We start from the raw sequence: 13,170 nt of genomic DNA, 5'->3' as shown, positions 1-13,170 counted from the left end.
AGGGAACGCACTGTGCAAGCCCTGGCGTTGCATCGGCGTTCCTCGACCCCGAGGCGCGCGCCGACCGCCCGACGACTCAGCCGGATCGGCTCGCTCGTTCCTCGGCGCCCGAGGCCGGGCCGTGCAGTGTCGAGATCAGCGCCCGGTGCGCCATCGCGGTCTCGGCAACAACCCGGTTCAGCAGTTCGCCGATCGACAGGCCGGGCCAGGGTGGATCGCCCGCGTCCGACGACGATCGACGTGACAGCTCCGCGCGCAACTCGTCGCGATCGGCCGCCGTGGTCGACGGGTGCTCCGCTCCGAAGGCCACGACCTGACGCGCACAGACACGTTCACCCTGGGCCTCCAGCAGTTCGGCCAGGGCCAGCAGGGCCACGGCGTTGAGCGCCGGGGACCCCAGGGCGACTGCCGTGGCAGTACCCGCAGCGAGGGCGATGCGTGCGGCGGGAAGGTCCGCCTGCCGAACGGCCACACGCGCCAGATGAAGGCCCATCCAGCCGCCGACAGCGCGGTTGCCGGTTCGGCCGGCGAGATCGATGGCGCGTTCCGCGTACTGACGAGCCGAGGGCAGGTCATCAGTCTTCAGCGACAGCTCAGCCAGGGTGCTCAACACGTAGGTGCGGGTCATCACCTCGCCTTCGCGCTCGCCGATCGCCAGCGCCTCCAGCAGGTGCGCGCGCGCCATCTCGTACTCGCGCCGGATCATGTACGTGCCCGCAAGGTTGTTCAGGCACAGCGCCACGCCAGCGTGGTCCCCAAGGCGCCGATGCTGCGCCAGCGATTCGTGCGACAGGCGCAGCGACTCGTCGTAGTGCCCCATGCGCTTCTCGACGATCGCCAGATTGTCGAGTGTCGCGGCCGTGTTGTGCGCCAGGGCTTCGCGCGGCGTGATGGCCAGCGCCTGGGTATAGCGACGGCGCGCATCGGCCAGCCGGCCTTGCTGCAGCGCGCAGCTCGCGAGCACGGTCAGCGCCTGAATGCGGGTCTCGCGATCCCGTGCGGAACGGGTCAGCGCCAACGCGTCGTTTGCGCTCGTCTGCGCGGCATCGTAATGAGCCATGCGGTACTGCAGGTGTGCAGCCTGGCCCAGCAGCCGCGCGCGCAGCGCGTCATCGGTCCGGCACAGCGGCGAGTCGATGGTCTGGCGCAGCCACGCCAGGCCTTCCTCTGCACGACCGCGGTAATCGAAGTAGTTCAGCAGCACACGCGCAGCGCCTCGCAGCGCATCTGCCTGTCCGTCCCGCGTGGCAACGCGCCAGGCGCGTCGGCAGTTCTCCAGCTCGACGTCGATGGCCAGCAAGGCCTCGCCTTCGGCGTCCTCGACCGCGCCATGCCACCGCACCAGCCAGCTCAGGAAGTAAGCCGCATGTCGCGCCTCGGTGGCAGCCTGGTCGGGTGTCCCCAAGCGCGGTGCCGCGAGTTGCTGCACCAGCGGGTGCAGTTGCATGCGCAGGCCGTCCTTGGCCAGCAGCGATTTGTCCGCCAGCGCGCCGGCCACCGGCAGCGAGACGGCTGCCACCGCACGCGCCATCTCGAACGAGAAGCCGCCGCGAAACACCGACAGCCGCGCCAGGGCCTCGCGTTCGGCCGGACCCAGCCGGGCCCAGGATTGCTCGAACACCTGCTCGATGCTGGCGTGGCGCGCTGGATGCCGGGAATCGCTTGCACGCAGCAGATCGGTTCCCCGGCGCAGCTCCTCGGCGATCTCATGGCAGGGCAACACCCGCACCCAGGCTGCGGCCAGTTCCAGTGCCAACGGCAGCCCTTCCACCTGGCGGCAGATGTCGACGATGGCGGCACGCTCGACTGCGGCGTCGAAGCCGGGCTTGACGCGGCGCGCCGCCTTGACGAACAGGCGCACGGCGTCGAACGACTCGGCACGATCGTCGTCCTCCGGGTCGGGGCAAGGCAGGCCTTCCAGCGGCATCGACCACTCACCCGCGACCGCCAGACGCACGCGGGAGGTGACGACGATCTTCATGTGCAGGCATTCCTGCAGCAGACGGTCGAGCAGCGAGGCGTGCTCGGCGAGCTGCTCGAAGTTGTCGAGCACGAGCAGCACATGCTGCGCTCGCCAAGCCGCGATCGCCCGTGCCAGCGCAGCCTGATTGCGCGCGCTGCCGGCGGCCCCGGCTTCCTGCGCGAGTCGCAGGCCGAACTGTTCCGGCGTCTCGACGTCTTCAAGCGCGATGAACACACCACCATCGGAAAACCGGGGCGCCAGCGCCTCCAAGGTGTGCCGCGCCAGGCGCGTCTTGCCGACGCCCCCGGGCCCGATCAGGCACAACAGTCTGCACTCATCGCGTGCGAGCAAATCGGCGATGCGTCGCGACTCGATCGAGCGGCCGACGAAGCCGTCCTCGCGAATGCCTGCCGACGGGCGCGCCGGGACGGCATCCGCCGGTCGAGAGGCGCTGCTCAGCCGCTCGTTCAGCGTTCGCAGCTCGGCACCGGGCTCCAGGCCCAGGTCCTGCGCCAAGCGCTCGACGAATTGCCGATACGCCTGGCGCGCGGCACCACCTTGTCCGTCGCGGGCAAGCGCGGCCATCTGGTGATGCAGCGCGGTCTCGTCCAGCGGATCGGCTTCGAGCAGTCGGGACGACAGTGCGATGACCTGCGCAGGCTCCGCGACGGCGTCGGACAGCTGTGACAGCACGACGCCGCGCCATACCGCGCGCAGGCGTTCGCGCTCGAAGGCTACCCATCGTGTCCAGTCTTCGCTCTCGCCGTCGTCGAAGCCTGCGAGCAACTCGCCGCGGTAGGCGTCCAACGCCTCGGCGGGCCGCTGTTCGCGCACGGCCGACTCGAAGGCGGCAACGTCGGTCGGCACATCGAAACGCAGCGCCGTGTCGCGCAACTCGAACGCAGCGGTCCAGGGCAGCATCGGCAACCGGAACAGCGTCTTGCGCAAGTTCGAGAACGCAAGCTTGCTTTCGCGCTCCGGCCAGAGCATGGCGGCGACCTCGCTCCGCGGTACCCATTGACGCCGCAGCGCCAGGAGCACCGCGAGCTGCGTGCGGCGCTCGAACGGCAACGCGAGCACGCGTCCCCCCGCCGTGATCGTGGGCGTACCGAACAGGTTCAGATGGACAGCCGTCGCTTCCATGGGCCGACAGTATCGCAGCGCTCAGGCGTGGAACGCTCGTGCAACGGGGACCTGCGCACAGTGCGGCCATCGCCACTGCCACACCGGACATCGTGCACGTCGTTGGATCCCCGAAAGCCAGTTCTCGCCGAGCCGAACTCGAGCATCGCGGACATGCCCGCTGGGCTTGCGGGGACTACGCGGTGATCGGCTCCACGTTCCAGATCGTCAGCGAGAACCTGGTCGAGTTCGCCGACCTGCGTGCGGGCGAGCACGTGCTCGACGTGGCGGCCGGCAGCGGCAACACGACGCTGGCCGCGGCGCGCCGCTATGCCCGCGTCACGTCGACGGACCTTGTCGAGACCTTGCTGGACAAGGGGCGCGAACGCGCACGTGCCGAGGGGTTGCCGGCGAACTTCCAGATTGCCGACGTCGAGTCGCTGCCATTCTCCGATGCCAGCTTCGATGTCGTGCTCTCGACTTTCGGTGCGATGTATGCAACCGACGCCAGTGCGGCGGCCCGAGAGATGCGCCGGGTGCTCAGACCTGGCGGCCGCATCGCGCTGGCGAACTGGACGCAAGAGGGTTTCGTCGGTCGCCTGTTCAAGCTGATCGGCACGCACCTGTCCGGGCCGTGCCGGCTCGTCTGGCCCGCACGCTGGGCACCCCGGGCGGTCTGGCGGCCATGTTCGATGTGGCACCCGCGGAGATGCACTTCCGTCGCCGGCACTTCCACTTTCGATATCGGTCGGCCGCTCACTGGGTGCAGGTCTTCCGGGACTTCCACGGGCCGACTCACAGGGTGTTCGCGGCGCTCGACGCGCCAGGGCAGATGGCGCTCGAACGCGACATCACCGCGCTGCTGGAGGCCTGCAACACGGCGGGCGCGCATTCGCTCGTCGTGTCCGCCGAATACCTCGAAGCTGTCATCACGCCCAGTGCGCCCATCGGGACCTCGCACACCCTCCACCCCCACTGAAGAGAGCACCATGTCACGTCACGACAACATCCTGCAGACCATCGGGAACACGCCCCTGGTCCGGCTCAACAAGCTCGCACCGGAAGGTGTACACGTCCACGTCAAGCTGGAGTCGTTCAATCCGCTCGGCTCGGTCAAGGACCGCATGGCCTTGGCCGTCATCGAGGACGCCGAGCGCCGCGGCGTGCTCAAGCCCGGCCAGACGGTGGTCGAGGCCACCAGCGGCAACACCGGCATCGGCCTGGCAATGGTCTGCGCGCAAAGGGGCTACCCGCTGGTGCTGACCATGGCGGAGAGTTTCAGCCTGGAGCGGCGCAAGCTGCTGCGCTTTCTCGGCGCGCGGGTCGTGCTCACGCCCGCGGCCGAGAAGGGCACCGGCATGCTGAACAAGGCCATCGAGCTGGCAGAAGCCCACGGCTGGTTCCTGTGCCGTCAGTTCGACAACCAGGCCAACGCCGACGTGCACACGCGCACCACCGCACAGGAGATCCTGGCCGACTTCGAAGGCGAGCGCATCCACGCGTTCGTGTCGGGCTTCGGTACCGGTGGCACCTTGCTCGGCGTGGCGCGCGGGTTGAAGGCGGCCGATGCCGGCATCCGCGTCATCGCGGCCGAACCCGACAACGCGCCGCTCCTTGGCAGTGGGATTGCGCAGCAGCGCGATGGGGCGGGTCGTCCGAGCGCCAGTCACCCGATGTTCCGCCCGCACCTGATGCAGGGCTGGAGCCCGGATTTCATCTCGGGGTTGGTCGAGACTGCCGTCAGCGAACGGCTGATCGACGAAATCGTGCCGGTGAACGGCAACGAGGCGCTGCTGCTGGCACGCCGCCTGGCCACGCAGGAAGGTATTTTCGTTGGCACGTCCAGCGGCGCGACGCTGGCCGCGGCGCTGGAGGTCGCGAAGCGTGCGCCGCCCGGCAGCCATATCGTGTGCATGCTGCCCGATACCGGCGAGCGCTACTTGTCGACGCCGCTCTTCGACGGCATCGGGGTCGACATGAACGATGAGGAACTGGCCCTCTCGCGCTCGACGCCGGGCTATCGCTTCGACGCGTCGCCGGGTGCCGCGCTCGCAGCGCCCGCGCCGGCGAGCACACTCGATCCACAAGCCGAAGCGCTGGTCACGCAGGCTGTTCAGGACAACGCCGTCGTGATGTTTGCGCTGGAGTGGTGCGAGTTCTGCTGGGCCGCTCGCAAGCTGTTCGCGCGCATGGGCATTGCCTTCAAGAGCGTCGATATCGATTCCGTCACCTACCAACAAAACGACATGGGTGCGAAGATTCGCGCGGTACTCAAGCAGCGTACCGGTGCACCGACGATCCCGCAGATATGGATCGGCGGCGTGCATGTGGGCGGTGCCATGGACTTGTTCGATGCGGCCCGATCCGGGCGCGCGCATCAACTGCTAGCGAGGGCCGACGTCGCGGTCGAGAGCGGTGTTCCCATCGACCCGGACGAATTTCTGCCCAAGTGGCTCCACCCGCGCAAGGCAGCCTGAGCGGGGAACGGCCATGACCTTCATCAGCACCACACCACCGGAGGCCGCACGCGACGCGGTCGCCGACATGTACCGTCGACAGCAGGACAGTTGGGGTTTCGTACCGAACTACGCCAAGGTGTTCAGCCACCGCCCCGAGGTCCTGGCGCGCTGGGGGCAATTGCTTGCCGAAATCAAGCGCTCAATGGACCGGCGCCGCTTCGAACTCGTGACCTTCGCCGCCGCGCACCAGCTGGGTAATTCGGCCTGCGCGCTTGCGCATGGCAAGGTCCTGCGGGAGTTCTTCGACGACGATCAGATCATCTCGATCGCCGCACGCCGCACCTTGGACTTCCTGAGCGAGGCAGAGAAGGCGTTGCTCGATTTCGCACGCCGGGTCGCGGCAGACGCATCGCAGATCACCGCCGATGACGTTCGCTCGCTGCGTCGGGTCGGGTTCGCCGACGACGAGATCTTCGACATCGCCGCCGCGGCTGCCGGTCGCGGCTTCTTCACGAAGCTGCTCGACGCATTGGGCGTCAAGCCGGACGCGCCGTTCGCCGAACTCGGCGAACCGTTGCGAAGTGCACTGACGGTCGGCCGGCCGATCGACGTGGATGCCCCGGCCCGCATGCCAGTGTCAACGCCTGTCGAGGTCATCGTCGCGGGCGGTGCGCGATGAGCACCGGGCACGCCGAGACCGGCCGCCTGCAAGACCTGCTGTCGCGCGTCGGCGCCGGGTTGGACGAATTCCTGCGGTTCGAGCACCCTGATGCGCTGCACCCCGGCCGGCGCTGGCGCGAGCATCTCGAGATCGCGCTGCCCCGCGCGGGCATCGGGATCGACCGCGTGACCGAGGAACTGGTCCGGCATGTCATACCGAACGGCTCTTCGATTCCGAGGCCCGGATTCAGCTCGTTCATCACCACCGGTGCGGCCACGGCGGCCACGCTGGCCTCGACGGCCGCGAGCATCGCGTCGCCGCAGCGTTACGGGCACACGGCGTTCAACCTGCTCGAGGAACTGTCGTTGCGTTGGCTGGCCGACATGTTCGGCCTGAACGCCATGCAGGGCATCTACAGCAGCGGCGGCTCGGTGGCCAATCTCCTCGCGTTGGGCGCGGCCCGCCAGAGCACGTTCGAACGCCTCGGCCAGGACCCGGCCGCCGAGGGCGTCGGGCGTCGCGTCGGGGTGTACGCCAGCACCGAAACCCATCACACGATCCAGCGCTCGGCGGGCGTGCTGGGCCTCGGCCGGCAAGCTGTGCGCCCCATTGACTGCGACCGCGATGGCCGCATGCGTGTGGACGCGCTCCGTCAGTCGATTGGCGATGACCTGCGCGCTGGCATCCAGCCAATGGCCATCGTCGGCAACGCCGGCACCACCAACCGGGGCGCCATCGACCCCTTGAGCGCCCTGGGACGGGTCGCGCGAGAACACGGGATCTGGTTCCACGTCGACGGCGCCTACGGGCTGCCGGGCGTGCTCGACGAGCGTGTCGCTCCGTTGTACCAGGGCCTCGAACTCGCTGACTCCGTCATCGTCGACCCGCATAAATGGCTGGGTGCGGCCGTCGGCATCGGCGCCACGTTCGTTCGCGATCGGGAACTGCTTCGCCGCGCCTTCACCCAGGAGCCGGCCCCGTATCTCGAAGGCAGCATGGCACCCGGCGCGTCGGACGCGTCCGCCTTCCAGCATTCGATGGACAACTTCGGTCTGCCGTACTACGACCTCGGCGTCGAGCTCAGCGCGCCTTGCCGCGGCGTAGTGGTGTGGGCGCTGATCCGCGAGATCGGCGTGGCAGGGATGCGCGATCGGATCCGGCGCCACATCGACATGGCAGCGCACATCGCGCAGCTGGCGCGCACGCACCCGAACCTGGAACTGATGCAGGAGCCGACGCTGTCGATCTGCTGTTTCCGTTACGTGGCGCCGGGGGTGAACGACCTCGACCTGCTCAACCAGCGCCTGCATCGACGCTTGGTGCACGAGAACCGCAACATGCCGAGCACGACGCGCCTTAACGGGAGCCTGGCGCTGCGTCCATGTTTCGTCGGGGAACGCAGCGGCATGGATCACGCCCGGGCGCTTGTTGCAGATGTGCTGCGAATCGGTGCTGAGTTGGTGACGGACACGGACATCTGCTCGCCCCGGAGGTAACGAGCTGGCGAGCAAAGGGAGAGAGACTTGGGCACCCTGCGCCAATACGTGGCCTAAACCGTCCATCGAGCGCTCGTGACAACCGCCAGCCAATGACGGTTTCCGGCAGCTTGAACTATAAGAATGTCTGTGAGGGTCGGAAGCGGTTAGCTAATTCGCCTAGCGCTAAGCAGCTATCGCTGCATCTCAGGCGCTCGACTCTCTCTTCCCGCTGCCTTCACCCGCAAGCCGTCCTTCAGCGCCGAGTCGCTGCCACACGACGAAGGCATTTGGAATGTTCGGCGCCGACGATGCGACCGTGGAAGAGTTAACGGAAGCGCTGGAGGGTGGCGCGCGCGAAACTTTCGACGTAATCCATCAGCTCGTCCATGTTTCGGGATGCTGCTCGAACCGAAACAAGGCGCTGGATCGTGCGGTATGTGGCACGCTCGCAGCGCATCCAATCATCTGAGTTCGCTGGAAGTTCCCGGCGTTGTCTATTCGCCGCCTTTTGATCGTTCTCCAACAAATGCCCCCATTCGGCGTCCTCGGCAACTCAATGTCGATGCACGGAACTGAAGGGTACAGACCTCGTTCTTTCAGACGATCGGGGTGACCGGTTGCGCCTAACCTTTCAGCCACATCCATCTGGCTCGCCGAAAGGCGTGGGCCACCTATGCGACACACGGACACGACGACCGACGATTCGCTCCTCATGGTGCGCGCCGCTTGGCAAAGGCTGCGCAAGCAATACCTGCAATTGCATGCAGACCAAACGGCTGGGCAGACGGTCAACTGGTCAACCCTGGCAGAGTCATTCCTAGATATGAATATGGCCCTCGAGGCGACGATGGTGGCGGCCACCCGACCGACGCCCTTGGCCGACTGACGATGTCACTGAAGCGTTCCGTAACGCCTTGTCGCTGCGCGGCAGCCGCCGCCCACTCCCTTCGGCACCGAGCGGCCCCTGAAATCGAGGAGTGCGCCGCCAGTGGCAGTGCAAGTAGTTCCCCAGACCACGCGGCGATGGCTAATATCCCGGTTCCGTCTTGTCCAAGACTGTCGTCGAGCACGTGGCCATGAGACTGGGCGAATTCATCCTGAGCTCCGAGGAGGCGATCCTCGCCGAATGGCAGCAGTACGCGGCGACCCTCCTGCCGGCCGCCGGCACCATGAGCGCGTTGCGCCTGCGGGATCACGCCGGGCAATTGCTTCGCGTGATCGCCAAGGATCTCGGAAGGGGGCAAACGGATTTCGAGCAGTCCGAGAAGTCCAAAGGGCTGGCGCCGGTCGATCCGAACCTGCCAGACACGGCCGCCGAATTGCACGCGCAGTTGCGGGCGCAAGACGGATTCGACATCAACCAGATGGCGGGCGAATACCGCGCGCTGCGGGCGAGCGTCCTGCGGCTGTGGGGGTTGCAGGCGCATTTTCAGGTCACCGACTTCCAGGACATGCTGAGGTTCAACGAGGCCATCGACCAGGCGCTGGCCGAATCCATCGCGACCTTCAACGCTGAGGTGGAGCGCAGCCGCAACCTGTTGCTCGGCATGCTCGGACACGACATGCGCAATCCGCTGATGGCCATCCTGCTCACGGCCAGGCACGTGGTGCGAATGAACACCGGCGCGGACCTGTCCGCCGTCGGCGAGCGCCTGCTCAAGAGCGGTGCGCGCATGCGTGCGCTGCTCGACGAACTGGTGGATTTCAGCCGGACGCGGCTGGGCGTTGGCATTCGCATCAAGCGCGAGAAAGTCGACCTGAACGCAGTGTTCAACGACGAGCTCGACCTGATCCGCACCGCCTTTCCCGACGCGCGTCTGGAGCTGGTGACCCAGGGCGACGCCGTCGGCCACTGGGACAGCAACCGGATTCACCAGGTGCTGGGCAATCTCGTCAGCAATGCCCTGAAGTACGGGTTCTCCGAGCCGGTCCGGGTGCAGTTGACCGGGACGTCTGAGACCGTGATCTTCGCGGTCGAAAACGCAGGGCAGGCCATCCCGGCGCAGCACTTGGCCACGCTCTTCGACCCGCTTACCCGAGCCGGCAAGGAGGACGACGACGGGCTGGGCCTGGGGCTCTACATCGTCGAGCAGATCGTCATCGCGCACGGCGGCCGGATCGGGGTCGTGTCCGAGGGCGGCACGACGCGCTTCGAAGTCACCCTGCCCCGGGAGGGCGCTACCTAGCCCCGGCGACGCGCCGGGCGCTGTGGGAATTTACCTGCCCGGCGGCAGGCTTCCGACCGATGGACGACCGTCGAGGCAGCGTTCATTGTGCGGCATGGTCAAAGAAGCGATTGCCGTCCCGCTGCAGCCGTTTGCATCCACAGGCATCCCCGGCCTGGACGAGGTGCTGTGCGGAGGCCTCCCCCAACATCACCTGTACGTCGTCGAAGGGTCACCCGGGGCCGGCAAGACGACGCTGGGCATTCAGTTCCTGCTCGCCGGGCTTGCCGCGGGACAGCGGGGGTTGTATGTGACCCTGTCAGAGACGGGTGCGGAGCTGCAGATGGTCGCGCAGTCGCACGGGTGGACGCTGGACGGCGTCGCGATCTTCGAGCTCTCGAACGGGCCGACGATGGCCGAGGAGCTCGAACAATCGATCCTGCACCCTTCCGAAGTGGAGCTGAGTGAGACCACCCAGCGCGTGCTCAAGGAGGTCGAGCGCGTCAGGCCTGCCCGCATCGTCTTCGACAGCCTGTCCGAGATGCGGCTGCTGGCGCAGGACCCGCTGCGGTACCGGCGGCAGATCCTGGCCCTGAAACACTTCTTCGCCGGAATCGGCTGCACGGTCCTGCTGCTGGACGACATGTCGTCGAAGGCGTCGGACCTGCAGCTGCACAGCATCGCGCACGGCGTGCTGGCGCTGATGCAGAACCCGGATGACTATGGCGAAGGCAAGCGCCGCATCCGGGTTGTGAAGCTGCGCGGTGTCAGGTTCCGCGGCGGCGAGCACGACTTCCGCTTGAACACCGGCGGGATCGAAGTCTTCCCGCGCCTGATCGCCTCCGAGCACGGCAAGGGCTTCGTCCCGACCGGAGCGCCCAGCGGCAACACGCAGTTGGACAAGCTGCTCGGCGGCGGCCTCGCGCACGGCACCAACACCTTGCTGCTCGGCCCCTCGGGTGTCGGCAAGACGACGACGGCCATGTCATGCCTCATCGCAGCGCTGAAGCGCGGCGAGAAGGCGTCGTACTACCTGTTCGATGAAGGGCTGTCGACCCTGCTCGCGCGCTGCGATGCCTTGAGCATGCCGCTGGCGCCGTACATCGCGAGTGGTCAGCTGGAGATCGTGGCCCTGGATCCCGCGGCGCTCTCCCCCGGCGAGTTCGCGACCATCGTGCGGCGTGCGGTGGAGGTTCGCGGTGTCACGATGCTCGGCATCGACAGCCTGAACGCGTACCTGCAGGCCATGCCGGGCGGCAAGTTCCTGATCCTGCAGATGCACGAACTGCTGATGTACCTGAACCAGCGCGGCGTGGCCTCGCTGGTGGTACTCAGCCAGCATGGCCTGTTCGGCACCAGCCGCAACGACGTCGACCTGAGCTACCTGAGCGACGCCATCATGTTGTTCAGCTTCTTCGAGGCGAGCGGCAGCTTGCTGAAGGCGGTGTCCGTCGTCAAGAGCCGCACCAACGACCATGAAGTGACCATTCGGGAATTCAGGCTCGGCCCGGCGGGCATCGAAGTAGGCGCGGCACTCACGGATTTCGACGGCGTGATGATGGGCGTGCCGACCTATCGAGGCAAGCAGTCGCTGCTCGGGGATAGCCCGCTGATCGAGGGCCAGTGAAGAACTCATCGCACCGGGTGCTGCTGTTCGCACCACGCGGGCGTGATGCCGAGGTCATGCGCAAGGTTCTCGACGCGCGCGGCGTCGAGACGCAGGTCTGCATGACGCCGTTCGACCTGTTGCGCGGGCTGCAAGAGGGTGCGGCGGCCGCTATCGCCACGGAGGAGGCGTTCGGCGCGGTGGACTCGACCGCCATCGACGACTGGCTGAAGCAGCAGCCGACCTGGTCCGACTTTCCTTTCGTGGTGCTGCGGGCGCGAGCCGACCCGCGTACTCGCCCGACGCCGCTTCGGGCGCTGGGCAACGTCGTGCTGCTGGAACGGCCGGTCGACGCGGAAACCCTGGTGCGCGCCACTGAGGTGTCGCTGCGGGCACGCACCCGCCAATACCAGACACGCGATCACCTGCAGGAACTCGATGCGGCGCGCGCCACGGTCGAACGGCTCAACCGGGAACTCGAATCGCGCATCGAGTCGCGCACGCAGGCCCTGGCGTCGGCCAACGACCGCCTGATGGCGGAAATCGCCGAGCGCGAGCGTGCCCAGTCGGCGCTGGTGCAAGTGCAGAAGCTCGAGGCGATCGGGCGGCTCACCGGCGGCATCGCGCATGATTTCAACAACCTGCTGCAGGCGGTCAGCATGAACCTCGAGCTTCTGGTGCGCCGATCGACCGATCCGCGCGCCACCGCTCTCGCCGACCGGGCGCGTCAGGCGATCGGCCGCGGCTCGAAACTGACCGCGCAACTGCTTTCGTTCGCCCGCGTGCAGTCGCTGGTGCCGAAGGTCGTCGACGTGCGGGCGCTGCTGGCCGAGATGCAGGACCTGCTCGCGGTATCGGTGGGTGCCGCCGTGCACATCGATTACGACCTGTGCGACGAGCCGGCCTGGGCGCGGCTCGATTCCGGGCAGTTCGAGATGGCGCTTCTGAACCTGGCGGTCAACGCCCGGGATGCGATGCCGCGAGGCGGCCGCCTCACGATCTCCACGCGCATCACCGCGGACGAAGCGGGTCCCGATTCCGACGAGCCGCCGAATGTCGTCGTGACCGTCGCGGACCAGGGCGAGGGGATCGCGCCCAATCTGCTGTCGAAGGTGTTCGAGCCGTTCTTCACGACCAAGCCGCTCGGCAGCGGTACCGGTCTCGGCCTGAGCCAGGTGTACGGTTTCGCCCGTCAATCGGGCGGCAGCGCGCGCATCGTCAGCACGCAGGGGCGAGGCACGCGCGTGGAAATGGTCTTTCCTCGCGTCGAGGCAGAAGGTGGCGATGACGAACGCCAGGTCGTGTCCGAGGGCGTGGGCAGCGCAGGACGCCGGATCCTCGTGATCGAAGACGATCCGGAAGTGCGCCGCGTCATCGTGGACAGCCTCGAGCTGTCGGGACACGCCGTCACCGCGGCGGCAGACGGCGTCGCGGGGCTGGCGTTGCTGGACGCGGTCGAGCCCGAACTGCTGATCGTCGACTACGCGATGCCGCTGATGAACGGTGCCGACGTGATCAAGGCCGCGCGTGCGCAACGCCCCGGCTTGCCCGTGGTGCTGGCGACCGGGTATGCGGACATGGCCGAAGTGGGGCTCGTGGTCGGCACCCAATCCATCCTCACGAAGCCGTTCGACATCAGTGCGCTGCAACAGGCGGTGTCGCTGGCGATGCAGCCGCACGAGCCGGGAGAGGATTGGCACAAGTGCTGACGTGCCC

At 67.3% G+C, this 13,170-nt stretch carries 9 protein-coding genes; 8 read left to right on the top strand and 1 reads right to left on the bottom strand.

Annotation, left to right across the window (positions count from 1 at the left end; translation table 11 throughout):
* Positions 1–76: 76 nt before the first annotated feature.
* Positions 77–3,106 (bottom strand): BTAD domain-containing putative transcriptional regulator, encoded by a 3,030-nt coding sequence (locus ASC76_RS06325; RefSeq protein ID WP_056464066.1) that lies wholly within the window; start codon positions 3,104–3,106, stop codon positions 77–79.
* A 182-nt stretch (positions 3,107–3,288) separates the two neighbouring features.
* Here ASC76_RS06325 and cysK point away from each other — a divergent pair, with 182 nt between their 5' ends.
* The 8 genes from cysK (at position 3,289) to ASC76_RS06285 (ending at position 13,163) form a co-directional block, all read left to right on the top strand.
* Positions 3,289–5,562, top strand: a complete 2,274-nt coding sequence (gene cysK, locus ASC76_RS26525; protein WP_371262088.1) for a cysteine synthase A — start codon at positions 3,289–3,291, stop codon at positions 5,560–5,562.
* A 13-nt stretch (positions 5,563–5,575) separates the two neighbouring features.
* Entirely contained in the window at positions 5,576–6,223 is a 648-nt protein-coding gene (locus tag ASC76_RS06310) for a carboxymuconolactone decarboxylase family protein (protein ID WP_157615359.1), read from the top strand.
* Positions 6,220–7,701: a pyridoxal-dependent decarboxylase gene (locus ASC76_RS06305; RefSeq protein WP_056464062.1), complete on the top strand. Its 1,482-nt coding sequence runs from the start codon at positions 6,220–6,222 to the stop codon at positions 7,699–7,701. Before ASC76_RS06310 ends, ASC76_RS06305 begins: the two co-directional genes overlap by 4 nt.
* Before the next feature lie 274 nt (positions 7,702–7,975).
* Positions 7,976–8,152, top strand: a complete 177-nt coding sequence (locus ASC76_RS25095) for a hypothetical protein (RefSeq protein ID WP_157615357.1) — start codon at positions 7,976–7,978, stop codon at positions 8,150–8,152.
* A gap of 243 nt (positions 8,153–8,395) precedes the next feature.
* Positions 8,396–8,569 carry a hypothetical protein gene (locus tag ASC76_RS06300; protein WP_162247066.1) on the top strand — a complete coding sequence of 58 codons (174 nt, stop codon included), beginning with the start codon at positions 8,396–8,398 and terminating at the stop codon, positions 8,567–8,569.
* Between the two features lie 190 nt (positions 8,570–8,759).
* Positions 8,760–9,869: a sensor histidine kinase gene (locus ASC76_RS06295; protein WP_056464058.1), complete on the top strand. Its 1,110-nt coding sequence runs from the start codon at positions 8,760–8,762 to the stop codon at positions 9,867–9,869.
* A 94-nt stretch (positions 9,870–9,963) separates the two neighbouring features.
* Positions 9,964–11,475, top strand: coding sequence for an ATPase domain-containing protein (locus tag ASC76_RS06290; RefSeq protein WP_056464056.1), 1,512 nt, complete (start codon positions 9,964–9,966; stop codon positions 11,473–11,475).
* Positions 11,472–13,163 (top strand): response regulator, encoded by a 1,692-nt coding sequence (locus ASC76_RS06285; protein ID WP_371262087.1) that lies wholly within the window; start codon positions 11,472–11,474, stop codon positions 13,161–13,163. Before ASC76_RS06290 ends, ASC76_RS06285 begins: the two co-directional genes overlap by 4 nt.
* The last annotated feature ends 7 nt before the right edge of the window (positions 13,164–13,170 follow it).

The sequence above is a fragment of the Rhizobacter sp. Root404 genome (assembly GCF_001425865.1).
GTDB lineage: Bacteria > Pseudomonadota > Gammaproteobacteria > Burkholderiales > Burkholderiaceae_C > LMDS01.
This window is presented reverse-complemented; position numbering and strand designations above follow the sequence as displayed.

What these genes read in the sequence shown, in the direction of transcription:
- ASC76_RS06310 (WP_157615359.1), top strand. Translation starts at nt 5,576, where the DNA reads ATGACCTTCATCAGCACCACACCACCGGAGGCCGCACGCGACGCGGTC.
- ASC76_RS06300 (WP_162247066.1), top strand. Translation starts at nt 8,396, where the DNA reads ATGGTGCGCGCCGCTTGGCAAAGGCTGCGCAAGCAATACCTGCAATTG.
- ASC76_RS25095 (WP_157615357.1), top strand. Translation starts at nt 7,976, where the DNA reads ATGTTCGGCGCCGACGATGCGACCGTGGAAGAGTTAACGGAAGCGCTG.
- ASC76_RS06305 (WP_056464062.1), top strand. Translation starts at nt 6,220, where the DNA reads ATGAGCACCGGGCACGCCGAGACCGGCCGCCTGCAAGACCTGCTGTCG.
- ASC76_RS06295 (WP_056464058.1), top strand. Translation starts at nt 8,760, where the DNA reads ATGAGACTGGGCGAATTCATCCTGAGCTCCGAGGAGGCGATCCTCGCC.
- ASC76_RS06325 (WP_056464066.1), bottom strand. Translation starts at nt 3,106, where the DNA reads ATGGAAGCGACGGCTGTCCATCTGAACCTGTTCGGTACGCCCACGATC.
- ASC76_RS06290 (WP_056464056.1), top strand. Translation starts at nt 9,964, where the DNA reads ATGGTCAAAGAAGCGATTGCCGTCCCGCTGCAGCCGTTTGCATCCACA.